The organism is Cohnella boryungensis, assembly GCF_042651945.1.
Taxonomy (GTDB): Bacteria; Bacillota; Bacilli; order Paenibacillales; family Paenibacillaceae; genus Cohnella; species Cohnella boryungensis.
Map to the genome: position 1 here is coordinate 168,845 of NZ_JBHSED010000074.1, position 25,349 is coordinate 194,193.

The following is a 25,349-nucleotide window of genomic DNA, read 5'->3' on the forward strand; positions in this document are numbered from 1 at the left end:
GTCGGCGTTTAACCCGCATAGCTCGGCCGCGCCAGTTCTCCGACTACCTCCGCCTTCACGTACCACGATTGCGCGTCCGTTACCCGCACCTGCACGAATTGTCCGATCCATTCCTTCTTCCCCTCGAAGTGGATCAGCTTGTTCGAGCGGCTTCGGCCGGACAGCACATTCGCATTATTCTTGCTTTCGCCTTCCACAAGCACTTCAATCACTTGTCCGATTAGCTGCTTGTGATGCGCGTACGACAGCTCGCGGATCGTTTGGTTTAACCGGCTCAGTCGGCTCTTCTTCACCTCTTCGGGAATGTCGTCCGTCATATCGAACGCCGGCGTCCCCGCGCGCGGGGAATAAATATACGTATAGGCGGAGGTGATGCCGGATTCGCGCACGAGCGATATCGTTTCCTCGAATTGCTCTTCCGTTTCTCCCGGAAATCCAACGATAATGTCGGTCGTCAACACGGCATTCGGAATTTCATTGCGAATTCGGGCAGCGAGCTCCATAAACCGTTCTCGCGTATACTTGCGGCTCATTCGCTTCAGAATCTCTGTGCTGCCGGATTGCATCGGCAGATGAATATGCTCGACCAGGTTTCCGCCTTTCGCCAGCACCTCGATCAGATGGTCGTCGAAGTCGCGGGGATGGGAAGTCGTGAACCGGACGCGAGGAATATCAATCTTGCGAATGTCGTCCATAAGATCGCCGAAGCGGTAGCTGCGATCGGTAAAATCTTTGCCGTAAGCGTTGACATTCTGACCCAGCAGCGTAATTTCCTTGAACCCCTGGCGAGCCAGATCCCGCACCTCCGCAATGACATCCTCCGGCAGCCGGCTCCGTTCCTTGCCTCGGGTATACGGCACGATGCAATACGTACAGAACTTATCGCAGCCGTACATAATGTTCACCCATGCGCGCAGCCCTTCGGTACGCTTCTTCGGCAAATTCTCGATGATGTCGCCTTCCTTGGACCAGACATCGATCACCATCTCCTTGCCGAAATACGCTTCCTGAAGCAAATACGGCAGCCGGTGAATATTGTGCGTTCCGAAGATCAGATCGACGTGAGCGTGCTTCTGCATTAATCGGTTGACGACAGCCGCTTCCTGCGACATGCATCCGCAGACCCCCAGAACCAGCTCCGGACGCTGCTGCTTCAGCACCTTCAGGTGGCCCAGCTCTCCGAATACCTTATCCTCTGCATTCTCCCTCACTGCGCAGGTATTGAGCAGAATAATATCGGCATCCATCCGATCCTCCGTCGCGACGTAGCCCATCTCCTCAAACAGCCCGCGCATGACCTCGGTGTCATGCTCATTCATCTGGCAGCCGTAGGTGTAGATGAGATACTTTTTCCCGACGCCCATGTTCCTCAGCTCGTTCGGAACGGCATTCTCGTAGTGGACTTGAATTTCTTCTTTGCCACGCTGCTTCTCCTGCCGATAATCGGGCTGGGAGACGATATGAATATCTCGTCCGTTAAGACGAATCGTTTTGCCGTTCTGGTCCTCGGAGATGACTTTGGCCCCGGAGAAATCGAAGTATTTGCTGAAATCCTTAGTCTCTTTGGCCATTCCTTGATCCTCCCCTATCACGCGGAGAAGCTCTATCGTTTTCCGCTTCATGTCCATCCTTCGTATTATATCATGAACATGCTTGCGGTTGCACTTCCCCTCAGGAAAATAACGACAACGGACAGAGCTTTTGATTAATGCTGTTCCCCTGTGAGAGGGCATTTCCGCATTCGATGGCAGCGCCTTATGTAAAAACCGCCCCCGCTGCTGCGGGAGCGGAAACGGTTGTCTTATGCCGTGATCGTACTAATCGATGATCTCTCCGAAGTCGCCCGTGCCGATGCCTGCGGCATTGCCTTCGTCGGTATCAATATGCATATCCAGGGCAAATTGGTCGGATACCCGGGCGAGCACCTGCTCGAATACAACGCCTCGTTCTCCGCCTACGCGCACCTTCAGCATTTGCTTGTCCTTGATGTTCCAACGCTCGGCATCCGCAGTATGGAAGTGAATGTGGCGGGCAGCGACGATGACGCCCTTATTCACGGTGACTTCGCCTGCAGGACCCACGATCCTTATGCCTGGCGTATCCTCAATGCTGCCCGATTCGCGTACGGGCGGCTTGAGTCCCAACGCAAATGCGTCCGTGCGGGACACCTCTAGCTGAGTCGCCGGACGAGCAGGGCCCAGAATGCGTACTTTAGAAAAGGAGCCTTTCGGTCCGAACACGGCAACCGTTTCGTTCGCGGCGAATTGTCCCGGCTGGGACAACGGCTTGAACTCCGTCAGCTCTGCTCCCGCTCCGAACAGAATCTCCACGTGCTCTTGCGTCAGATGAATATGGCGAGCGGATACGCCGATCGGAACTTTTTTGACCTCTGCTTCACTCATAAAGTCAACCTGCCTTCCTATAAATGCCTAATGCTAGTATAACGCAAGAGGCGCACGGGACAAAGCCCGCGCGCCTCTCATCCCTTGGCAAAAAGGGGGTTATTTGAATTCCGTCAACAGTTTGTCAAACTCTTCGCGGGACAATTTGATGTCCTGCTTCGCCAGCGCCTCAGACCTGAAACCGACGGCCAGATCCTCATAGGATTGACGCTGCTTGTTCTGATAGATCAGCCCTGTCAGCATGCCGTTCGTCTCCATGATCTTCGTCATCGCCGCGACTCGGTTCGAAGGATCGTAATCCGGGAATTGCTCCAGATTGACGACATTCTCCTTAAACCAGTCGTAGGTGTTCACCTTGTTGAAGGTGACGCAGGGGCTGAACACGTTAATTAGCGAGAAGCCCTTGTGGCTTAAGCCCTGCTCGATCATCGACGTCAGCTGCTTAAGATCGCTGGAGAACGATTGGGCGACGAAGGTGGCCCCGGCCGACAACGCGATTTCGAGAGGAGACAGCGTTGTTTCGATCGAGCCCTCCGGCGTCGATTTCGTCTTGAAGCCTTCCGCGCTCCGCGGCGACGTCTGGCCCTTCGTCAGTCCGTAAATCTGGTTGTCCATGACGATGTAGGTAATATCCAAATTCCGGCGAATGGCATGAACCGTATGCCCCATACCGATTGCGAAGCCGTCTCCGTCACCGCCGGAGGCAATGACCGTAAGCTCGCGGTTCGCCAGCTTCACGCCCTGCGCGATCGGGAGAGAGCGTCCGTGAATGCCGTGCAGTCCGTAAGCGTTAATATATCCGGATATCCGCCCCGAGCATCCGATTCCCGAGATGACCGCAAGCTGCTCCGGCTCCAGGCCAACGTTGGCTGCCGCGCGCTGAATGGCCGCTTGAACGGAGAAATCGCCGCAGCCGGGACACCAGTTGGGTTTGACATTATTGCGAAACTCTTTGAAAGTAGCCACTCTTAGTTCAGCTCCTTGCAGGCTTTGTGAATTTCCGAAGGCAGGAACGGCGTTCCGTCATATTTCAGGAGACTGCGAATTTTATCGTGATATCCGACGTTCATCTTGATCAGGTTGGCCAGTTGGCCAGTCGCGTTGTTCTCCAGAACGACCACCTGCTTCGCGGATTCGAGATGCGGCTGCAGCAGCTCGGACGGGAACGGGTGCATCTGGCGAACCATAATCTGATTCGTGGTCAGACCTTCCTCCGTCATGCGCGCGCGCGCTTCTTCGATCGTGCCGCCTGTCGAGCCCATAGCTATGATCAACAGATCCGGCGTCTCGTGGGGCACATCCGCTTTGACCGCGTTCGTAACGCGCAGCTTGCTGATCTTGCCTAACCGTTTGTCCATCATTTTCTCGCGGTTAAGCGCATTTTCCGAAGGGCGGCCCTCCTGATCGTGCTCTACCCCCGTCACATGGTGGATGCCATGCTTCATCCCCGGGATGACACGCGGAGATACGCCGTCCTCCGTGAATTCGTAGCGCTTGAACAAGCGGTTGTCTTCGTTCGGCGGCAGCTCTTCCGTAAGCAGCTTCCCGCGATTAATGACGATTTTATCGTAATCCAGCGCCTCGGCCGTCTGTTTGCCGAGCGACAGCTGGAGATCCGTTGCGATAATGACCGGAATTTGATATTCCTCGGATAGATTAAAGCCTTCAATCATGTCATAGAAGCATTCCTCAATCGTGCTGGGAGCCACGACAAGCTTTGGAATTTCGCCATGCGTGCCGTAGATAAGCGCATTAATATCGGACTGCTCCTGCTTGGTCGGCAAGCCCGTGGACGGTCCCCCGCGCTGCGTATCCACGATAACGAGCGGCGTTTCCGTCATGCCCGACAAGCCGATGGCTTCCATCATCAGAGATAGACCCGGGCCCGCAGAGGCGGTCATCGTTCTCACCCCGGCATAGTTCGCCCCGATCGCCATCGTAACGGCGGCAATCTCATCCTCGGTTTGCACGACCGTACCGCCGAACTTGGGCAGCTTTTTGATCAAATATTCCATAATTTCCGAGGCCGGCGTAATCGGATAAGCCGACATCAAGCGACAGCCCGCTGCAAGAGTGCCCAGCGCCAGCGCTTCGTTGCCGATCATGAACAGCTTCTGCTTGCCGTCCGCATCCTCCAGCTTGAACTCGTCGAGCGGACCGCCCGCTTGCTCCAGAATGAACTCCGCTCCCCGGCGAACCGCCTCGACGTTCTTCTCGACGATAGCCGGACCTTTGCGTCCGAACTCTTCTTCCACCGCTTTATTGAATACTTCCATCGGCAGGCCGAGAAGCCCCCAGGAAGCTCCGGAAGCGACCATATTTTTCATGAGGGAGGTGCCTAACTCTTCTGCGATGGCCGTTATCGGAACTGCGAATAATCGCGCTTGCACGCCTTCAGGGATCGTTGGCGAGAACTTCGCGTCGGCTACCACGACTCCGCCCGGACGAAGTTCGCCTGCGTTCAGATCGATGCTTTCCTGGTCAAATGCAACAAGAATGTCCAGGTCATCGGAAATCGCTCGAATCGGCTTCGTGCTGATGCGGATTTTGTTGTTCGTGTGTCCGCCTTTAATCCGCGAGGAAAAATGACGGTACCCGTACAGGTAGTAGCCAAGGCGGTTCAATGCGGTGGAGAAAATCCGGTCCGTACTTTCCACGCCTTCCCCTTGCTGGCCGCCAATTTTCCATGACAGTTGACTGATCACAGTGCCCATCTCCTCTTAATCTCCGGTTCGTCCATTTTCGACAGAATTACCCTATAATATTTTTTATTGCCCGTATAAATCTTATGTTTTACCAACGTAAAATGCAAGACATATTCGCATATGCGACGCATAACAGTTTGCGATGAAACCGTTGCCATTAAGAGAATGATTTTCCTCGAACCATTCATTTTTACAGATTTTCAATCAAAAATCGAACCGCATTTTCTCCCGCCATATCCCTGACGAGCCCTTCGGGATAACGCTTCAGCAGCTCATTGATTAAGTCGGGATAACGGCCCGGGTGCTCCAATCCTTGCACGTGTCGGGATATCCCGTCGAAGTCGGAGCCGAAGGCAAGGTGCCTCTCTCCTCCCAGGCTGCACACATGCTCTACATGACGGAGCACGTCCTCGATTCGGACCGGCTCCGGCCAAGCTGCGAACCAGGGCACGAAGGTTAGGCCGACAATTCCTTTCGCCGCGATAATCGTTCGAATCTGCTCGTCCGTCAGGTTCCGTGGGTTGTCTAGCAGCGAACGGGCATTGGAATGCGAGGCAAAAAAGGGTCTCTTGGCCCGTTCCGCAAGCTCCCAGAAGCCCCGATCCGAGAGATGGGACACATCTATAAGGATACCCAAATTTTCACACTCTTCAATCAATTGTGTCCCCGCTTCCGTAAATCCGGCTCCCCTTGGTTCCATCGCTCCGTCGCACGCCCAATTGGCATAGTTCCACGTCGGTCCGAGAAGGCGCAAGCCTAAGCGATGCAGCAGGCGCAACGCCCAGAGGCGTCCCTGAAGCCCTTCCGCGCTTTCCAGCGCCAGCAGCGCTCCGGTTTTCCCGCCTTCCCATGCCTTTTTCAGCTCGGCGCCATTGCGAATCGGGACAAACCCCTTTACGGCGAGAATCTCGCTCCAGAACAGCTCCGCCGCTTGGAATAGACTTTCCGGAGTCGGCGACACCGTATCCGGAAGAAAGATCGGGAACACCTGCAGGCCGATATCGGCTTGCTTTATTCGCGTTGGAGTCGCATCGAATCCGGGGCTCCCGTCGGAATTCATCCAGCGCTCGCCGCTGCGCTCCAGCAGCTGGCACAGCACATCCGCATGCAAATCCGCGATCCTCATTGTCATTTCCTCCTCGATTTCTTTATCGGTTTAACCTCTGCATTCTTGCTTCCCTGCGCCTTCCAGGGCACAAAAAAACCTGTCGTATCGATCTTGTCGGGCTCCGGCTAATTTGCGCCTTCGCGTACAGGATCGAGAAAACAGGTCAACATCTTTCCTTCCAGCGGTTTTACCTAGGCTCGACAATGAGTTTGATTGCCGTCCGATCTTCTCCGTCGATCACAATATCCGTAAACGCCGGGATGCAGATCAGGTCTACCCCGCTCGGAGCTACGAACCCGCGGGCGATTGCGACCGCTTTGACCGCTTGATTAAGCGCCCCTGCGCCGATCGCTTGCAATTCGGCGGCGCCGCGCTCGCGAAGCACGCCTGCCAGTGCGCCTGCTACGGAATTTGGATTGGACTTTGCGGAAACCTTTAATACCTCCATGACCAGTACCTCCTCTTATGACAACCGGACTGTATGCTCCGATTGCATCGGGAATTCATCGGAAATCAAAGGATGGGCCCACTAAGGCATACTTATTCGGTAACCCGCCCGATAATTCCTGCTTTCTCCCAAGGTACGGTCATGAAGCTGATCTGCCGTTCCGAATGCCGCTACACGGCGATCCAGGAGTCCTCGTCAACGCTAATATTTTGCACCTTTACCGCTTTCCCCGTCGCTTCGTCAATGTCCACGAAGACGCCGTTCAACGTCCATTTCCCCTCCGCCACGGTAAAGCGGCCAGGCATGCCGGTAATGAAGCGTCTTAGCACCGTTTCCTTCTCCATCCCCAGCACGCCGTCTCGCGGTCCCGTCATGCCGGCGTCCGTCAAGTACGCCGTTCCTCCCGGCAATACTCGGGCATCGTTGGTCTGTACATGGGTATGCGTCCCGACGACGAGCGAGGCGTAGCCGTCCAGATGCCAGCCCATCGCGATTTTCTCGCTTGTCGCTTCCGCATGGAAATCGACCAGAATGCACTTGGTTTGCTTGCGCAGCTCCTCGATCTCCTCCTCCGCCGTTCGAAACGGGCATTCCGCCGGAGGCAGGAACGTACGACCGATCAGGTTCACAACGCCCAGCGTCTTGCCGTTGCCCTTCACGATCATGCTCCCTCGCCCGGGCGTCCCTGGCGGGAGATTGGAAGGTCTTATCATACGCGGCTCATCGTCGATAAATTCGAAAATTTCCCGGTTGTCCCACGTGTGGTTGCCCATCGTTATGCCGTGAACGCCCCATTCGAACAGCTCGCGCGTAATCGCCGCATTAATGCCGCGTCCGCCTGCGGCGTTCTCTCCGTTCGCAATGATAAGATGGGGCTGATACTTATCCTTGATCCAGGGCAGCAGCCGCTTAACCGTATCCCTGCCCAGATTGCCGACGATATCGCCGATAAAGACAACTTTCATTGCTCTTCACGCTCGCTTTCCTTTATAAAACAGAAGAAGCGGCTGCATAATGTCGCAGCCACTTCTCAGCCTTCCCTGCAATCCGTCGATTATTTGGCGTATTCGACCGCGCGGGTTTCACGAATGACCGTAACCTTGATGTGGCCTGGATAGTCCAGCTCACCCTCGATTTTCTTCGTAATATCCCGAGCGAGGCGGAACGCCTCCGTATCGTCGATCTTCTCCGGTTGAACCATGACGCGAACCTCGCGTCCGGCTTGAATCGCGTAAGACTTCTCGACGCCTTCGAAGGACTCGGAGATGGCTTCCAGCTTCTCCAGCCGGCGAATATAGGTCTCCAGAGTTTCGCGGCGAGCGCCCGGACGGGCTGCGCTTAGCGCATCCGCCGCGCCTACGAGCATTGCGATAACCGATGTCGCCTCCACGTCGCCGTGGTGGGACGCAATACTGTTGATAACAACGGGATGTTCCTTGTATTTCTTGCCCAATTCCACGCCGATCTCAACATGTGAGCCTTCCACTTCGTGGTCGAGCGCTTTGCCGATGTCATGAAGCAAGCCCGCTCGTTTGGCAAGCGTGATGTCCTCTCCCAGCTCTCCGGCCATCAAGCCGGTCAAGTAGGCGACTTCCATCGAATGCTTCAATACGTTCTGTCCATAGCTCGTCCGGAATTTCAGACGGCCAAGAATTTTGATCAAATCCGGATGCAGGCCGTGCACGCCGACCTCGAAGGTCGCTTGCTCGCCGTATTCGCGAATTCTTTCGTCGACTTCCTTGCGGGACTTCTCGACCATTTCCTCGATACGAGCCGGGTGAATGCGCCCGTCCGCTACGAGCTTCTCCAGAGAAGTACGGGCAATCTCCCGACGAATCGGATCGAAGCCCGACAGAATGACCGCTTCCGGCGTATCATCGATAATGAGATCAATTCCCGTTAACGTCTCAAGCGCACGGATATTCCGGCCTTCGCGACCGATAATGCGGCCCTTCATTTCCTCATTAGGCAACGCCACGACGGATACCGTCGTTTCCGCAACGTGATCCGCGGCGCAACGCTGAATGGCAAGAGAGATGATGTCGCGCGCTTTCTTGTCGCCCTCTTCTTTTGCCTGATGCTCGATTTCCTTAATCATTTGCGCCGTTTCATGGCGCACTTCCTGTTCAACGCTCGACAGAATGAGCTGCTTCGCATCTTCTGTCGTCAAATTGGAGATTCGCTCCAACTCATTGATTTGTTGCTTATGCAGCAATTCAATCTGATCCTGGACTTCCTCGATCCGCTTCTCTTTGTTGGCGACTTGCTCCTCTTTGCGTTCCAACGCTTCAAGCTTGCGGTCCAGCGACTCTTCCTTCTGCAGCAACCGCCTTTCTAGGCGTTGAATTTCGTTGCGGCGCTCGCGAATATCGCGTTCCGCTTCGTTACGGAGCTTGTGCACCTCGTCTTTGGCTTCCAGCACCGTTTCTTTGCGTACGGCTTCCGCTTCCTTCTTGGCAGCTTCAACAATCTGAACGGCGGCAGCTTCGGCACTAGAGATTTTGGCTTCCGCAATGGATTTGCGTACGACATAACCGATCCCAAAGCAAAGGACGCCAACAACGAGAATGATCAAGATCCAGATCCATGCAGCCATCATGGTCTTTCACCTCCTCGTTGCATCACCAAGGCAACCGCTTGGGGATACTTATTCAATTGACTTTCCGGTCTCCAAACCGTTTGATAACGTGTGAACAAAACAAAAAGAGTCGAAAAAATAGGCTCCGAATCGCTTCTTGGAAGGAAAAGCGGTCGGAATGCGAAGATAGAATACAAAATCATTTTATCTTTTGCCAAATTAGATTGTCAAGCAACGTCCAGATCGATCTTATATTCCCCGTCATTAGATTTCCTTAATCGTCCATGGCATACGAATCGTGGAAGGAATCTCCGTCGTCATCCTCGTCCAAATCCCGTCTCCCGGAATCCGCCGCGGCCTGCTGTACCGCCGCTCTCACGACTTCCGACGGGAACCCCCTGCGCAGCAACGCCCCCATCAGCTTATGCTTGCGTTCCCTGTCATTCCCTTTAAGACTCGGCCAGCGCTTGCGCGCCATTGCGAGAGCCGATTCCCGCTCTGTCCCTGCGTCGAGCTCGTTCAGCGCGCGATCCACATCGTGACGCTCCACGCCTCTTTGCAGGAGCTCCTGTCGAATTAGCAGGCGTCCCTTGCGCTGGCCGGTCGCTCGCTGCTCGGCGAACCGTCTGGCGAAAGCCGAATCGTCGACCAGCCGCCGCTGTTGCAAACGCGCCACGCACGCTGACGCAATCTCCTCCGCGTAGCCTTTGCGCTTGAGCGCTTGCACGAGCTCCGCCTTTGTCCTTGCCCTGCGCTCCAGCATCAGCAGAGCGGACCGATAGGCATCCTCCTTCAGCTCATCCTGCCGCAACACCTCTACTTCTTCCGCCGAAAGAAGCTTCCCCTTCAGCAAACGACCGCTCACCAGCGTATCCTCGTGCACGGTGAGCACCGTTTCCTCAGCTTCCTTGGCCGACTTTGCCCCGGAGATCAAGGCATCCACTTCCGCATTCCAGTTCTCGCCCTCGCCCCCCGGATCAGAACAGCTACTGCCGTTCTCCTCCCGAGCATTGAACCGCAAGGCAATTTTGTACATATGCGGTTTTTTCGGATGCGCTTCTATCCCTACAACAACAGCACCTCCTGCCGGAATGCCAAGAAGCTTATCCACTTTGGCATGATCCACCTGCAAGTCCCTCCAGTACAAAAACGAGAAAGGCGGCATCATCTGCCGCCTTCCGCGTTTCCTGCGATATGATGTCGTAACCGACGATTAATCCTCTTCAGTGAACTCCTCGTCATCCTCGTCCTCTTCTGCGGAAAAGGAAGCCGTTTGGCTTGCTACGACGGACGAATTCAGCAGCGCTTCGCGAATTTGGTTTTCGATCTTGTCGGCAATTTCCGGGTTGTCCTTCAAGTACTGCTTCGCGTTCTCGCGCCCTTGACCCAGACGCTCGCTGTTGTAGGAGAACCACGCGCCGCTCTTCTGAACGATATCCTGTTCCGCGCCGATGTCGATGATGCTCCCGAATCTGGAGATTCCCTCTCCGTACATGATGTCTACCTCCGCCTGCTTGAACGGCGGAGCCACCTTATTCTTCACGACCTTGATCTTGGTACGGTTGCCGACAACGTCGTTGCCTTGCTTGATCGCTTCCACGCGCCGCACGTCCAGACGCACGCTCGCATAGAACTTCAACGCCCGGCCGCCCGGCGTAACCTCCGGATTGCCAAACATGACGCCGACCTTCTCACGCAACTGGTTGATGAACACCGCCAGACACTTCGACTTGCTGATCGCCCCGGACAGCTTGCGCATCGCCTGCGACATCAGACGCGCCTGAAGGCCGACGAAGGAATCACCCATGTCGCCCTCGATCTCCGCTTTCGGCACAAGGGCGGCAACGGAGTCCACGACGATAATATCGACCGCGCCGCTGCGCACGAGCGCTTCCGCAATCTCCAGCGCCTGTTCTCCCGTATCCGGCTGGGAGAGCAGCAATTCGTCGATGTTCACGCCCAGACTTCTTGCGTAAGTCGGATCCAGCGCATGCTCCGCATCGATAAACGCCGCCGTCCCGCCGCCGCGCTGCACTTCCGCGATGGCATGAAGCGACACCGTCGTTTTACCGGAAGACTCCGGTCCGTAAACCTCTATAATCCGCCCGCGCGGATAACCGCCTATGCCAAGGGCGATATCCAGCGCCAGAACTCCGCTGGAAACCGACTCGACGGCACGCGAGGCGCTCTCTCCCAATTTCATAACTGAGCCCTTACCGAACTGCTTCTCGATCTGGCGCAAGGCCATGTCCAATGCGGCGCGACGATCCGACAACACACCCACATCCTTATCTTTTGATAGTTTTATCATACCGTTTTTCCAAGCGTTTGCCAAGCATTTTGAGAACATTTGTTCGATTTTTTTATTAAAAAAGAACCGCAGCAAAGTAGTCTTCGCTACGGTTCTTCCGCAACTTTCTAGTAAACTTTAACACAGCCCGTACAAATTGACAAGTCTCGACAACCTTTTGTCACATTCTCAAATCCGTATCCCTTATGCTATTTGCCCAAGCTCTGTCCTTGTTCACCCTTGCGCTCTGGGCCGTTTCCTGAGCATAGGGGATAGTGGCAAAAAGCTCTTGCAACTGAAGGCGCGATTGATGCGCGACAGACGAACAGGCACGTTCTGACGCCCCGCCCAAGCCTCCTGAGCAGACGGGATAGCGAGCAAGTCTATCGCACGGAGCGCGGCAACTCCCGATCCCGCTCGCACTCGACCGCCCCTTGGCTCCCCCTATCCGTCCGCCTCGCGCCTCTTAAAGCTGCCCTTGGCCGGAAAGCGACTGCCAGAGCATATACAGCGCTCTCTTGGCCGCGCGCAGCCGGATGCCCTCGCGATCGCCCGCAAGCTGCAGCTTCTCTACGCGAGTGTCCCGGCCCCGCTCGGCCAAGCCTACGTAGACGAGGCCTACGGGCTTGTCTTCCGCGGCCGCCGGGCCCGCATTGCCGGTCACCGACAAGGCAAAGTCCGCGTCGGCCGCAGCGCGCATGCCCTCCGCCATCGCCATCGCCGTCTCGGCGCTGATCGCGCCGGGCGCCTCCGCGCCCTCCAGCAGCGCCTGCGGCACGCCGAGCTGCCCGATCTTCACTTCATTGCTGTATGACACGACGCCGCCCTTGTAGACTACCGCGCTTCCCGGAATCGTCGTCACGAGCTGCGACACCAGTCCTCCGGTACAGCTTTCGGCCAGTGCGAGCGTCCGCTGCTGCTGCGTCAGCAGGCGCACGACAGTCGCTTCAAGAGGAACATCCTCCTCTGCGTACAGGTGCTCCCGCGTCCGCCCGCGAATCTCCGTCAGCGTCGCCTCAAGCTTGCTCGCCGCCTCCCCGGCGTCGGCAGCTTTCGTGGACACGCGAACCGCGACCTCGCCCTCCTTCGCATAGGGGGCGATTGTGGGGTCCTGCTGCGCCTGTATAAGATCGAGCAGCACGTCCTCCAGCTTCGATTCTCCAATCCCGGCGAACTTCAGCATGACGGAATGAAGCGTAAATGCAGGACCCAGTTGCTCCTTCAACCAAGAGGAGCCGTCGTTGTCGAACATCGGCTTCATCTCTCTCGGCGGACCGGGCAACAGCAAGTAACACGTTCCGTCTACGTTCAAAGCATTGCCGACCGCGAGTCCCGTATCGTTGCGCAACGGCACGGCCCCCTCGATGAGGAGAGCTTGCCGCCGGTTGCTTTCGATGAACGCTCCTCCCCGGCTTGAGAACATATCCATAATCTTGGCCATCGTCGGCTCGTGCAGACCGATATCTCTACCGAGATATTCGGCGAGCGCGTCCCTCGTGAGATCGTCCAGCGTGGGTCCCAAGCCTCCCGTAAACACGAGCAGGTCCGCTCTTCCCCGCGCGATGCCGATCGCCTGAATCAGTCTGTCCTTGTTGTCTCCCACCACGGTCTGGTAATAAACATCAATGCCCAGCTCTGCCAAACCGCGCGACAGATACTGGGCGTTCGTGTTTACGATTTGACCGAGGAGCAGTTCCGTGCCAACGGCGATAATCTCTGCTCTCATGCAACCGCACCTCGTTTGATCTCCGTCAGCGGCATAGCCGCTTATTTGGAAACCGGAATAAGATTTTTGTTCTTCAAGAAATAATCGACGCCCGAATAGACGGTGATTAACACGGCCGCCCACACGACGACAAGATCGATTCGCAGATCGATAAAGTTAAACGGGAAATTGTTCAGAAGCAACACGATAATCATTGTGATCTGTACGGCGGTTTTCCATTTTCCCCATTTGCTCGCGGCCAGAACGGCGCCTTCGAGCAGCGCGACTTGCCGCAGGCCCGTTACGGCCCATTCGCGGCTGATGATAATGATCGCGACCCAGGCTCCCAGCTTGCCCATCTCTACCAATGCAATCAGCACAGCGGCCATGAGCAGCTTGTCGGCCAGCGGATCCAACAGCTTTCCGAGATTCGTTACGATCTTCCTCTTCCGCGCGATATATCCGTCAAGGCCATCTGTGCTTGCCGCTATAATAAAGAGCAGTAATGCGCACACTTGATTGTAAGAGATGGAATATTCGCCAATCGTAAGCTGCCCAAGATCAAGCCGCACGAGCAAGAAGATCGTCACGATCGGAACGAGAAAAATTCTGGCAAGCGTGATCCGATTGGCAAGGTTCACGCAATTCCCTCCCCTGACAAATCATACTCGTACGCATGGGTAATCCGAACACGGCTCATCTCGCCGATCTGCACCGGGCAATTCGTAATGAACACTTCACCGTCGACCTCAGGCGCGTCATACTGGCTGCGGCCGATATAGACGTCGCTGCGGCCGTCGTAGCGCTCCACCAGAACGTCAATCGTGCGACCGACGTATTTGGCCGCGTTCTCCTTCGCAACCTCGCGTTGAATTTCCATCAGCGTGTTGGCGCGGAATTGCTTAACCTCGTCGGGCAGATGATCCGGCAGACGATTCGCAGGCGTATCCTCCTCCTGGGAATAAGCGAATACGCCCAGACGGTCGAATTTCATCTCGCGGACAAACTCGCACAGCTTCTCGAAGTCTTCTTCCGTCTCGCCTGGGAATCCGACGATCATGGAAGTGCGAAGGGCCACCTCCGGAATGCGGGAGCGAATTTTGCCGATCAACTCGCGTACATCGCGTTGGCGTCCAGGTCTGCGCATCCGTTTCAAAATGGAATCCTCGCTATGCTGCAGAGGCATATCGATATAATTGCACACCTTGGGGTTGCTCGCGATCGTCTCGATCAGCTCGTCCGTAAAAAATCCGGGATACGCATAATGCAGCCGCACCCATTCGATGCCCGGCACTTCGCTGACGCGCTCAAGCAGCTCCGGCAGCTTGAAGCCTTCGTACAAATCCGTACCGTAATTCGTGGAATCCTGAGCGATCAGGCTGATTTCCTTGACTCCCTGATCGGCCAGATTCTTCACCTCGGCCAATATCGACTCCACCGAGCGGCTGCGGAACTTCCCGCGCATAATCGGAATGCTGCAGAACGTGCAGGCGTTATCGCAGCCTTCGGCGATTTTGACATACGCCGTATGTTTCGCAGTGCTTAACAATCTCGGCATGGCCTCTTCATAATTGAAAACGGGGTTGCCCACATAGACCGGTTTCCGTCCGCCGAGCGCCTCGTCAATAATGTCGTTGATCCGATGGAAGTCTCCCGTACCGACGATGCCGTCGATCTCGGGCATCTCGTCCATCAATTCCTTCTTGTATCGCTGGGTTAAGCAGCCCGATACGATTAACGCCTTGAGACGGGCGGATTCCTTCAACTCCGCCAGATTTAGAATCGTGTTGACCGACTCCTCCTTCGCCGCATCGATGAATCCGCATGTATTCACGATCACGACCGTCGCATCTTCCGGCTTCTCTACCAGCGAGAAACCTCTCTGATGAATGAGTCCCGACATAATCTCCGAGTCAACCAAATTCTTCTCGCAGCCCAGCGTAACGACGCTGACTTTCTCTATCATGAATGACTTCCCCCAAACGTTCGTCCGTTGTTATCCACAACAGTATAAACGAACCCGACGAACGGTGTCAAAAACCGCGTCGGATTAACGATAGTTCGTAAACTGCAGCTCCATCGGCAAGCCGGCGCCCTTGAGCAAGGACATGATCGATTGCAGGTCGTCCTTGCTTTTGCCTGTCACGCGCAGCTGATCGCCCTGAATTTGGCTTTTCACCTTCAGCTTGGAATCCCGAATCAGCACGTTGATCTTCTTGGCGTGCTCCTGATCGATTCCCTGTCTCAGCTTAATGACCTGACGCACCGTGCCTCCGGACGCCGGCTCGATTTTCCCGTAGTCCAGGTTAAGAATCGGAACGCCCCGCTTGATCATCTTGGACTGCAGAATGTCAACGACGCTTTGCAGCTTGAAATCGCTGTCGGAGAGAACCAGAAGCTGATCGTTCTCCAGCTTGATGTCGCTCTTGCTCCCCTTGAAGTCAAAGCGCGTTTCGATTTCCTTCAACGCTTGCTGCACTGCATTGTTCATTTCCTGCATGTCTACTTTCGAGACGACGTCGAACGAGTATTCGGATGCCATGATTTGATCCTCTTCCTTTCAGCTATTGCCCACTTTTGGATTTATTATAGCATGAGTGCGCCCCGGGATTAAAACAAAAAGCCCTCCGACTGGGAAGGGCCCCCGTTAAGCACGCCTTATTGAGCCGTTTCGGCAATTGGCGTAAAGATGTATTTCGTGGAGCCGGATGCGTTGCCATCGTCGAACGTCGCTTCGTCCACGTAGAAGGTAACCAGATCGGTGCGGCCTACGTTGACGTACAGCGGCGTCGTCAGGTCAAAGGTTAACGTCTGCGGCTTGGAAACGTTCTGGGAAAACAACGTTTTCCCTTTTCGATTGTTCTCCCGCACCTCAATCCAGGCCCTGCCCGTGACTTCCAGCTTCAATTTTTTCCCGCTGCCTGGAGAAACATCGTAATAATTAATGCTGTCCTTCTTCTCCTTAAAGGTCAGAGTCACGGGAGAAGCAGAAGGCGGCGGCGTCACCGTTACGGAAGGCGTAACGCTCGGCGCGCTGCCTGAAGGACTCGGCGCAGCCGTATCCGTAGAGATTGGAGGATTCGAATTCAATTCCTTCGTATCGGGCTCCTTGTTGTTGGTCCAATAAACATAGATGACTGCCGCGATCAATATCGGAAAAGCCCACATCAGCAGCGACACCGCGACTTTGCCCCACCTGTCGTTATGCTGAATGCTTCTGCGTCTAGGCTTGATCATAGGCTCGGGAACGACCGTCTCTGCGGCTGGAGCCTGCGGAAGCTCCTTCTGATAAAGGCGCAGCACCTCCTCCGCGTCCAGACCGACCGTCTCCGCATACGTTTTCACGAAGGCGCGCACATAAAATGAACCGGGCAGCACCTTGTAATCGCCGGTTTCAATCGCTTCGAGGTAACGCTTGCGGATTTTCGTATATTCTTGAATGTCATCGAGGCTGTACCCTCGCTGCTCGCGCGCTTTGCGAAGCAGGGCGCCCAAGTCGGACATGCTTTTCACCTCCCGTTTCCGTAGTTTTCTCTTATGTAGGACAGGGATTCCGTCTAGAAGTCGTCGCTTAATCCCGCGGTCGTGAATTTCTCATACGTAATTTCTTCGTCCGGCGTATTGCGCAGCTCCACGATGCAATCGAAAACGTCGTAGTCGAACTGGGACTCCCGAACAAAAATATCCGGGTGCTCGATGACCTTCGTGGAAGGCATCGCCATAATCTCCTGCAGGAGGGAATAATGCTTCTCATTGGAACGAATCGTACTGACGATCCCATCGATAATGAACACATTATTCGGATTCATCTCTTCTTCAGACAGCTGGCTTCTGACCGTTTGTCTGAGCAGCGTCGACGAGACGAACGCCCATCGCTTATTCGAGCATACGCTCCCCGCAATGATCGACTCCGTCTTCCCTACTCTGGGCATGCCGCGCAGACCGATCGTCTGATTGCCGTCCCGCTTGAACAACTCGCCCAGAAAATCGACAAGAAGGCCTAATTCGTCGCGGGTGAAACGGAAGGTTTTGCGATCGTCGGAATCCCGCTCGATGTAGCGTCCATGGCGCACCGCCAATATATCCGTCAATCGCGGAGGCCTTAGCGTATTCACGGTAATATTCTCGACTTTGCGAAGCATCTTGCCTAACAGCTCGATTTTTTCCTCGTCGTCGGTTTGGAGCAGCATTCCCCGCGTGCGATCCTCCACCCCGTTGATCGTAAGAATGTTAACCTCCAGCATCCCGAGCAAGGAAGCGATATCGCCGAGCAAGCCTGGCCGGTTTTTGTGTATTTTGTACTCCATGTACCATTGTTTCGGTTCCATCCTGCACCTCGTTCGATTACGAAAAATAACGCCGAATATGATCATCGCCGTTGACGATTTGTTCGCATCCCAAACCTTTCTCTTTGTTATTCTACAACGGTCCTCATTATCCTGCAAAATAAAACAGATTATTACTCCAAAAGTCCTATAAATCATCAAATTATACGAAAAGCCGAGCGGATGGACAGAAAGCCTCCATGCGGAGGCTCTCCCTAGCTATGAACGCTGCTTAAGTGCTGCTGTCCGCCAATTTTACCATGAGACGCGCCATCGTCTTGCGATCCGCCTCGTCGCCGACATCCCATAGCTCCTTCAATACGCGTTCCTCGTCGTTTTTCGGCTCGACCTTCTGATCCAGAAATTCTCCGATTTCATAAGCCAGCTTCGAAATCGCCTCTTCATTGATGCCCAGCTTCTTGGCCGCTTCCACGCGATTGCCCAAAAACTTCTTCCAGGTATCGAAATTACTGAGTACGGTTGACATTGAGCAGCCTCCTTCAACGTTAGAGTAAAGTAGCCCAACGCTAATGTGTCCGTAATCGCGCAATTGTATTCAGATCCGAAAACCCCTTCGAGGAAGAAGCCCCCGCAGACTCACATATGCCATCCTCCGTTTAATCCGAGGAGCTGTCCGGTGACATAGCCCGACTCCTCCGACGCCAAATACCGTACCAGCTGCGCGACCTCCTCCGGCTTGCCGATACGTCCCGCGGGAATCTCTCGGCATAGCCGCGCCCGGTCGTCCTCGTCCAGCGCCGCCAGCATGTCCGTGTCGACGGCTCCCGGGCTGACAACATTAACTGTAACTCCGGAAGAAGCCCACTCGCGGGCCAGCGATTTCGCCAGCGCGTTGACTCCGCCCTTGGAGGCGGCATATGCCGCCTCCCCGGAAGCCCCCGTCTCGCCCCACAGGCTCGACATCAGAATAAATCTGCCCCAGCGCTGCCATCTCATCCCGGACCCGAATTCCCGAGCCAAGTAATAGGCTCCCTTCAGGTTGACGTTCATCAGATCGTCCCAAGCTTGCTCGTCCGTGTCCTCCAGAAGGCTGTAATGGGCCAGCCCGGCGCAATGAACGATCAGATTGGGCGTCCACTGCAGCCGATCGAGCTGCTCCTTCAGCGCCGCGCAAGAGAGCTTCGAGCCCAGATCCGCCTGAAGCGTCACGGCATTCGCCCCAAGGCTTCTGCACTGCTCCGCCACCGCTTCCGCAGCTTCGGCCGACTCGCGGAACTGCATGGCAACATCGATGCCGTCCGCAGCCAGACAGCGGGCGACCGCAGCCCCGATGCCGCGCGAAGCGCCGGTTACGAGGGCAACGCGCTTCACGCCGTCCCGCTCCGCACGACAGATACGGCCAGGCGCTTCGGATCGGCGTGCTGCTTCAGCCGCTCGTTGATCTCCTCCAGCGTTAAGCTTTCGTAAAGCTCCACGACCTTGAACAGATCGCCGCCCTTATGCCGATATCGGGTAAACTCGCTTGCGATCGATTCAGGGCTGTTCATCATCCTGAGGAACGCCCCGATCTTCTTGCGGCGCGTACGTTCGAAGATGTCCCTGGAAATTCCCGTTCGGGCCGCTTCGTACAGTTCTTGAGTGACTCGCGAGACCAATTCGTCCGGGTCGCGCGTTTCTCCTCCGATCATAGAGAAGGCGTAGCCTGGTCCCGTATTATACTCGTGCCCGAAGCCGTCCGAGATCAGATTGTCGTCGTACAATCGCTGGTACAGCGGTGAGCTTGAGCCCAGCACCGCCTCAAGCATCAGCTTGCTCGCCAGCTCCCGGCGAACGGCATCGCTGCCTCCAGCAGGCTCTTCCTTAAAGCCGAACAGGCACTTGGGCAACGAAACGGGGAGCGTCAGCTCCTGCCTCTCCCGGTTCACCTGCGGCGGCTCAGGCTCAAACAGCCGTGTAATTTCTCCGCCCTGCGGGAACTTCTTGCCCGATTGGTCCTTGCGGATTCGCGCAAGCGTCTCCTCCGGATCGATGCCGCCGACCACGAATAGCGTCATGTTCGAAGGGTGGTAGAACGTGCGGTAGCAGTCATACAGCATTTCCTTTGTAATCGATCGGACAGATTCGGCGGTGCCTGCAATATCGATATGAACCGGATGGTGCGAGTACATCGCTTCGATCAGGCCGAAGTATACGCGCCAATCGGGATTGTCGCGATACATCTCGATCTCTTGGACGATAATGCCCTTCTCCTTCTCCACGTTCTCATCCGTGAAGTACGGATTCTGGACGAAGTGAAGCAGCGTGTCCAGATTGGCCTCCACCTCGCCGGTAGCGGTGAAGAGATATACGGTACGGTCGAAGCTCGTATAGGCGTTCGCCGAAGCGCCCTGTGAAGCGAACTTGGAGAAAATATCACCTTCGGGCTCTTCGAACATCTTATGCTCCAGAAAGTGGGCGATGCCGTCCGGCACTTTAATCGTCTCTCCGTCCGGTCTTGTAAAATGATTATCTACCGAGCCGTAACGCGTTGTGAATGTCGCGTAGGTTTTCGTGAAGCCCGGCTTCGGGAGAACGAATACCTCTAATCCGTTATCCAGCGTCTCGTGCCACAGCGTTTCCTGAAGCTTTGGGTATGCTGTCTTCGCCACCTTACTCCTCCTCCTTCCGATCCCGCAGGAAGTAGATCGTATCGAGCTCGACGCTTTGCGCCGCTTCGGTCGCCATCTCGGCCGTAACCGCCTGGATTTCCGCGATAAAGCTTTCACCCGTGCGCTCCGCGCCGGAAATGACATTGCTGAAATCGAAGGCGATTCTCTCGAAGGCCGAATCCTGCAGCTCGCGCAGCTGCCCGATAATCATCGCCCGGGTTCTCTGCAAGTCCTCGGCCGCGAAATCCCCCGCCCGCATCGCCTCAAGCTGCTCGCGAATGATCCGTACCGCTTTCTCGTAATTCGCTGTCTCAATGCCGGACTGCAGCGTCATAATACCCTTGTGTCCATCCAGCCGAGACGAAGCATAATACGCAAGGCTCGCTTTCTCCCGTACGTTCACGAACAGCTTGGAATGCGGAAAGCCGCCAAGGAGCCCGTTATAGACAAGCAACGACGCGTACCGGTCGCTGCCGTAGGTATCCCCTACGCGCAAGCCCATGTTGAGCTTGCCTTGGCCGACATCCAGACGCTCGACGATCGTCTGCACCTCGGGACGGGCCGCTCTGAGCTCGGGTTTGCCGTATACGGAAGGCTCGCCCTTCGGCAGCCGGAACGCCTTCGCCGCCAGCTCCCGCACCTCCTCCAGCGTCGTATCGCCCGATACATACAGGTCGAACGAGGCCTCCTGGAGCCACTGTCCGTAAGCTTCGTATAGCTGTCCGGAATCCAGCTCCGCAAGCTTTTCCTTCTGGCCGAGCGCGAGCAGACGATAGGGCTCCTCCTTGCACATCTCCTCGACGCAGCGTTCGGCCGCATAGCGGATTTTATCGTTAATGATCGCGTCGATCCGTTTGCGGACCGTCGTTTTCTCCGCCTCCACGAATTTGCTCTTGAACCGTCCCTCCTCCAGAGCAGGAGCGGTCAGTACCTCTCCCAGGAAGGACATCGCTTCTCCGAGAAGCGAATCCGTGGCCGAGACGAAACGGTCGTTAATCATATCCAGGCGAAACTGAACGATCTGGCGATCGCCCCTCTTGTACAGATCGAAGCCGAAGCCCGCGCCGTACAAGTCGTCCAGACGCTCCCGGAACGACAGCGTTTCCGGGTAGCTTTGCGTGCCGCGGCGCAGCACGAATGGCAGCAAGGCAACGGAACTCACCCGATCTTCCGATAAGGGAACGCCCGCGAACAGGGACAGGGCGAACGTCTTGAAGCGTTTCGTAGGCAGAACGTGCAGTCGCAACCGTCCAAGCACGCCTCTTTGGAACTGTTCGGACATCATCTCAAGCTCCTTTAAGTCGAATTCGCATCTCAAGATTGCTCTTGCCTTTGGCTTAAGCTCATGCGCAACATTTCAGCCCCATTCTAACCGATAGGACAAACAGGAAGCAAATGATGGAAGCCGACCGCTTTAAAAAAGAACAACCAACCGCGACGCCTCACGGGACGCAAGTTGGTTGCCAGGTCCGGAACCCCGCCTTATCTGCAAAAAATATGCTTGCCTATCGTCTTGTATTGCGGCCGCGTCCATATCCATTTGGAGGTGGCCGTCTCGGGATTGAAGTAATAGAGGCAGCCATCGCTCGGGTCCCAGCCGCTGATCGCGTCCTTGACCGCTTTGACCGCCTTATCGTTGGGCGTAAGCCAGATTTGGCCGTCGGCTACCGCAGTGAACGCGCCCGGCTGAAAAATAACGCCCGTAGCCGTATTGGGAAACTCGGAGGATTTCACGCGGTTGATGATCACCGCAGCTACGGCGACCTGTCCCTCGTAGGGCTCTCCTCTCGACTCGCCGTACACGGCGTTCGCCATCATTTTCAGATCCTTTTCGGTAAAGCCGAGATTGTTGGAGGCGGGAAGATTGTTGCCGCTCTCTCCCGCATTCCCGCCGCCTTTGCCCGCACCGGCGTTTCCGCCCGAGGTTTGCGGCAGATCCGCTGCGGTCGGCTTCCAATCCTTGGTCGCCTGCCACAATTTCAGCTTCGTCTTCGCGCCGACGATTCCGTCCGACTTCATGCCGAATTTCCACTGGAACCATGTCACGGCGTTTTTCGTCTTGGCTCCAAAATCGCCGTCCACCTTGCCGTTGTAATAGCCCAGCGCCTTCAACCGTCCCTGCAGCTCATAGATGTCCTTTCCAGAGGAGCCCTGCTTCAGGATCGCGTTGCTGAACGTTTCCCTCGATTGGGAATGATGCTGCAGCGTATATAACCCAAGCAAGCCGAATACGACGCATACCGTTAAAATCACGAGACGGTAACTCATTCAGGGTCACGCCTTTCTAATTCCAGGTTAGTCTTCGGCGTTAGTATTCGATAGGCATCAGCCTCTTATACCCATTATTGTTTGCATTCTGTCCGTGAATACGAAAAAAGCCCGCCCCTCCGGCAAGGAGGGACGAGCGCTGCGCCAATCTAGGAAGGGATTCGCTGCTGGTATTGCTCCATTGTCATTAATACTTCCCGAGGCTTGCTGCCCTCGTAAGGGCCGACAACGCCCTTGGCTTCCATCGTATCGATCAGCCTTGCCGCACGCGTATACCCGATCCGCATTCGTCTCTGGAGCAGCGATACGGACGCTTGCTTCGCTTCCAGCACAATCTGCACCGCTTGGTCGAACAGCTCGTCGAGCAGTTCGTTCGACGGATCGCTGGCGCTGTCGTCGATCTCGGGCACGAGCTCCTCGTTGTATTCCGCCTCCGCTTGCCCGCGGCAGAAGCCCACGACGCTTTCCACCTCTCCGTCGGACAGGAATGCTCCCTGTACGCGAATCGGCTTGGAGGCTCCCATCGGCAGGAAGAGCATATCGCCCCGGCCAAGCAGCTTCTCCGCCCCGACCATGTCCAGAATCGTCCGCGAATCGACCTGTGAGGAGACGCCGAATGCAATCCGGCTCGGGATATTGGCCTTGATGACCCCGGTGATGACATCTACCGAAGGGCGCTGAGTGGCAATGATAAGGTGAATGCCCGATGCCCGCGCCATCTGCGCCAGACGGCAGATGGCATCCTCGACATCCCCGGCCGCCACCATCATCAAATCGGCCAGCTCGTCCACGATGACAACGATGTAAGGCAGCACGGCGTCGGGGTTGTTGCCGCTCAACATCAGCGCATTATAGCCCTCGATATTCCGCGTAGCCGATTTGGAAAACTTCTCGTAGCGCTTTTCCATCTCCACAACGATTTTTTTCAGCGCGAGGGAGGCTCTTCTCGGATCTGTCACAACCGGCGCCAGCAGATGCGGAATGCCGTTGTAGACGTTCAGCTCGACCATCTTCGGGTCGATCATCAGAAACTTGACTTCCTCGGGCTTCGCTTTGTACAGGAGACTCGTAATAATCCCGTTGATGCACACGGACTTGCCCGATCCCGTCGCACCGGCTACGAGCAAATGCGGCATACGCGCCAGATTTCCCACGATCGGCTGACCGGAGATGTCCCGGCCGAAGGCAATCGTCAGCTTGGCGGAGGATTCCTGGAAGGGCTGGGTCTCCAGCACCTCTCTCAACGTTACCACGCTGACCTCGTTGTTCGGCACTTCAATGCCGATGGCCGACTTGCCGGGAATCGGAGCCTCCATGCGAATGTCCTTGGCGGCGAGCGCCAAGGCGATATCGTCCGTCAGGCTGACGATGCGGCTGACCTTAACGCCTACGTCCGGCTGCAGCTCATAACGCGTAACGGCAGGGCCTCTCGCCACATCGAGAACCTTGGCCCGCACGCCGAAGCTTTCCAGCGTAGCTTCAAGCTTCCGCGCCGTGTTCATGTAATCCGCAGGATTGCCCGATTTGCCGCCGCCCGCAGGCTTGTCCAGCAGTTGAACTGTCGGCAGCCGGTACGGCTTCGGAATTTTGCGCGCAGGCGCGGGAGGAACGGCGGCAGGCTCTTCGGAGGACAGGCTGTCCGCCTTTTGTCCGGATGCTAACGGTTCCTCCGCGAAGTCATCGAGGTCCTTCGGGATATCCGCCAGGCGATCAACGGCTGCCTCATGACCCTCTATCGCATCTTCTCCCGGCTCGTCATAGGAAGACAGTGAATCCTCAGCCTCCGACGAAATTCCGGCATCGGGATACGTCTGCGCGGTAAAATCCGTAAATCTGGGGGTATAGCTCTCTTCTTCGACCTCTTCCAAGGGCTCATGCTCCGAAGGAGGCTGTCCAAGGATTGGCGCCAAGGCGTCTTCCTCTGATTCCCCATGCGGCTCCAACGGCTCTCGCAGATTCCCGTCCAATTGCTGCGACTGCTGCGCCTTGTTGCGGGAGAACCCCTTCCTGGCCGAATAAGGGGCCGGCTCCTCATCCCAATGCTCCTCTTGAGGGCTCGCCTCCTCGCGATCCTGCTTGCCATGAAAGAGCTGAAAAAACAACGGCGTTTTCCGCAGCGGCGGAATCTCGGACGGCTCGTCCATCCCATCGTCCCTTATGGCCTCAATCGGGGGCTCGACCGGATTCGGCGAGGAGGCTCTGCGGCCGGCGCCCTTGACGGGGATCGCCTTCACCGACAGCAGCTTCCGTCCGGAAGCGAATCTGGCGGCTAGCAGCGGCATGACGCGCAGGATGAACAAACGCACGGAACGTCCGATCTCTACGTAGGAGCGGTTCGTGACGAGCATAATCGCAATCGCGATTTCAATTAACAGCACGAATTTGGCGCCATAATAGCCGAATAGCCAATAGAGAACCGAATACTGCAGCGCGCCGGCCATTCCCCCGCCTACGTCTGCGTTGAATACTTTCAGATTTCCTGCATCGGGCGTCTGCCAGAGCAGCTCCTTCAATTGCCCTGTCGTCTGGTTAACGATGCTTGAAGGCGACACCGAATCCATTACGCCAAGGCTGTTGTCGATATGCGCCATGGCGCTCCACAGCGTCATCACCAATGAAACAAGCACAAAGCCTGAACGCCTGGATGTCCAGCCTCTCGGCCAAGCCCGCTTGACCATCACGTATAAGCCGACCCAGATGCCGGCAAGTGCGAGTAAATAATAATGCTTGCCCAAGAGAAAGCCGAACAGCTTGGAGAGAGATCGACCGACCGCCGCTTCTCCGGAGATGGCAATCACAGATAAAGTAATTAAGACGATGCCGTATATTTCATATTTCAAGCTTGCGCCGAATGAAGCCCGCTTCTTTTTGCGCTTGGCCAAAATTGCCACCTCCCGGTTCAACATTATAA

22 protein-coding genes are annotated in these 25,349 nt (G+C 56.0%); all 22 read right to left on the reverse strand.

Translation table 11 applies throughout. From position 1 onward, the window contains the following. Positions 1 to 8: 8 nt before the first annotated feature. A complete protein-coding gene (miaB, locus tag ACFO1S_RS28165) occupies positions 9 to 1,571 on the reverse strand; it encodes a tRNA (N6-isopentenyl adenosine(37)-C2)-methylthiotransferase MiaB (protein ID WP_204603073.1) in 1,563 nt (520 codons plus the stop codon). A 246-nt stretch (positions 1,572 to 1,817) separates the two neighbouring features. Next, positions 1,818 to 2,402 carry a phosphate propanoyltransferase gene (pduL, locus tag ACFO1S_RS28170; RefSeq protein ID WP_204603074.1) on the reverse strand — a complete coding sequence of 195 codons (585 nt, stop codon included), beginning with the start codon at positions 2,400 to 2,402 and terminating at the stop codon, positions 1,818 to 1,820. A gap of 99 nt (positions 2,403 to 2,501) precedes the next feature. Next, complete coding sequence (locus tag ACFO1S_RS28175) at positions 2,502 to 3,368, reverse strand: 2-oxoacid:ferredoxin oxidoreductase subunit beta (RefSeq protein ID WP_204603075.1); 867 nt, start codon at positions 3,366 to 3,368, stop codon at positions 2,502 to 2,504. A 2-nt stretch (positions 3,369 to 3,370) separates the two neighbouring features. Continuing rightward, the gene (locus ACFO1S_RS28180; RefSeq protein ID WP_204603076.1) at positions 3,371 to 5,107 is read right to left on the reverse strand and encodes a 2-oxoacid:acceptor oxidoreductase subunit alpha; all 1,737 of its coding nucleotides are present in this window, start codon (positions 5,105 to 5,107) and stop codon (positions 3,371 to 3,373) included. A 190-nt stretch (positions 5,108 to 5,297) separates the two neighbouring features. After that, positions 5,298 to 6,233: a dipeptidase gene (locus ACFO1S_RS28185; protein WP_378128014.1), complete on the reverse strand. Its 936-nt coding sequence runs from the start codon at positions 6,231 to 6,233 to the stop codon at positions 5,298 to 5,300. Between the two features lie 169 nt (positions 6,234 to 6,402). Next, positions 6,403 to 6,663, reverse strand: a complete 261-nt coding sequence (gene spoVS, locus ACFO1S_RS28190) for a stage V sporulation protein SpoVS (protein WP_027084382.1) — start codon at positions 6,661 to 6,663, stop codon at positions 6,403 to 6,405. 170 nt (positions 6,664 to 6,833) lie between these two features. After that, positions 6,834 to 7,628: a TIGR00282 family metallophosphoesterase gene (locus tag ACFO1S_RS28195; RefSeq protein ID WP_204603078.1), complete on the reverse strand. Its 795-nt coding sequence runs from the start codon at positions 7,626 to 7,628 to the stop codon at positions 6,834 to 6,836. Positions 7,629 to 7,717: 89 nt separating this feature from the next. Beyond that, positions 7,718 to 9,262 carry a ribonuclease Y gene (gene rny / locus ACFO1S_RS28200; protein WP_378128016.1) on the reverse strand — a complete coding sequence of 515 codons (1,545 nt, stop codon included), beginning with the start codon at positions 9,260 to 9,262 and terminating at the stop codon, positions 7,718 to 7,720. Between the two features lie 253 nt (positions 9,263 to 9,515). Beyond that, entirely contained in the window at positions 9,516 to 10,367 is an 852-nt protein-coding gene (locus tag ACFO1S_RS28205) for a regulatory protein RecX (RefSeq protein WP_204603079.1), read from the reverse strand. Positions 10,368 to 10,454: 87 nt separating this feature from the next. Next, the gene (gene recA, locus ACFO1S_RS28210) at positions 10,455 to 11,516 is read right to left on the reverse strand and encodes a recombinase RecA (protein WP_204603080.1); all 1,062 of its coding nucleotides are present in this window, start codon (positions 11,514 to 11,516) and stop codon (positions 10,455 to 10,457) included. A gap of 481 nt (positions 11,517 to 11,997) precedes the next feature. Then, positions 11,998 to 13,257, reverse strand: a complete 1,260-nt coding sequence (locus ACFO1S_RS28215; protein WP_204603081.1) for a competence/damage-inducible protein A — start codon at positions 13,255 to 13,257, stop codon at positions 11,998 to 12,000. A gap of 41 nt (positions 13,258 to 13,298) precedes the next feature. After that, the gene (gene pgsA / locus ACFO1S_RS28220) at positions 13,299 to 13,877 is read right to left on the reverse strand and encodes a CDP-diacylglycerol--glycerol-3-phosphate 3-phosphatidyltransferase (RefSeq protein ID WP_204603082.1); all 579 of its coding nucleotides are present in this window, start codon (positions 13,875 to 13,877) and stop codon (positions 13,299 to 13,301) included. After that, a complete protein-coding gene (rimO, locus tag ACFO1S_RS28225) occupies positions 13,874 to 15,202 on the reverse strand; it encodes a 30S ribosomal protein S12 methylthiotransferase RimO (RefSeq protein WP_204603083.1) in 1,329 nt (442 codons plus the stop codon). Before rimO ends, pgsA begins: the two co-directional genes overlap by 4 nt. 84 nt (positions 15,203 to 15,286) lie before the next feature. Then, complete coding sequence (locus ACFO1S_RS28230) at positions 15,287 to 15,778, reverse strand: YajQ family cyclic di-GMP-binding protein (RefSeq protein ID WP_204603084.1); 492 nt, start codon at positions 15,776 to 15,778, stop codon at positions 15,287 to 15,289. 116 nt (positions 15,779 to 15,894) lie between these two features. Beyond that, positions 15,895 to 16,740 carry a helix-turn-helix domain-containing protein gene (locus ACFO1S_RS28235; RefSeq protein WP_204603085.1) on the reverse strand — a complete coding sequence of 282 codons (846 nt, stop codon included), beginning with the start codon at positions 16,738 to 16,740 and terminating at the stop codon, positions 15,895 to 15,897. A 53-nt stretch (positions 16,741 to 16,793) separates the two neighbouring features. Then, positions 16,794 to 17,564: a DUF3388 domain-containing protein gene (locus tag ACFO1S_RS28240; protein ID WP_204603086.1), complete on the reverse strand. Its 771-nt coding sequence runs from the start codon at positions 17,562 to 17,564 to the stop codon at positions 16,794 to 16,796. A 229-nt stretch (positions 17,565 to 17,793) separates the two neighbouring features. Next, on the reverse strand, positions 17,794 to 18,048 hold the full coding sequence (locus ACFO1S_RS28245) for a DUF3243 domain-containing protein (RefSeq protein WP_204603087.1): 255 nt from the start codon (positions 18,046 to 18,048) through the stop codon (positions 17,794 to 17,796). A gap of 110 nt (positions 18,049 to 18,158) precedes the next feature. Then, positions 18,159 to 18,893 (reverse strand): elongation factor P 5-aminopentanone reductase, encoded by a 735-nt coding sequence (gene ymfI, locus ACFO1S_RS28250; protein ID WP_378128021.1) that lies wholly within the window; start codon positions 18,891 to 18,893, stop codon positions 18,159 to 18,161. Beyond that, the gene (yfmH, locus tag ACFO1S_RS28255) at positions 18,890 to 20,170 is read right to left on the reverse strand and encodes an EF-P 5-aminopentanol modification-associated protein YfmH (protein ID WP_204603088.1); all 1,281 of its coding nucleotides are present in this window, start codon (positions 20,168 to 20,170) and stop codon (positions 18,890 to 18,892) included. The genes ymfI and yfmH overlap by 4 nt, the downstream gene beginning before the upstream one ends. 1 nt (position 20,171) lies before the next feature. Beyond that, on the reverse strand, positions 20,172 to 21,455 hold the full coding sequence (gene yfmF / locus ACFO1S_RS28260; protein WP_204603089.1) for an EF-P 5-aminopentanol modification-associated protein YfmF: 1,284 nt from the start codon (positions 21,453 to 21,455) through the stop codon (positions 20,172 to 20,174). A 197-nt stretch (positions 21,456 to 21,652) separates the two neighbouring features. Beyond that, on the reverse strand, positions 21,653 to 22,438 hold the full coding sequence (gene sleB, locus ACFO1S_RS28265) for a spore cortex-lytic enzyme (RefSeq protein ID WP_204603090.1): 786 nt from the start codon (positions 22,436 to 22,438) through the stop codon (positions 21,653 to 21,655). Between the two features lie 149 nt (positions 22,439 to 22,587). Further along, on the reverse strand, positions 22,588 to 25,320 hold the full coding sequence (locus ACFO1S_RS28270; protein ID WP_378128024.1) for an FtsK/SpoIIIE family DNA translocase: 2,733 nt from the start codon (positions 25,318 to 25,320) through the stop codon (positions 22,588 to 22,590). Positions 25,321 to 25,349 lie beyond the last annotated feature (29 nt).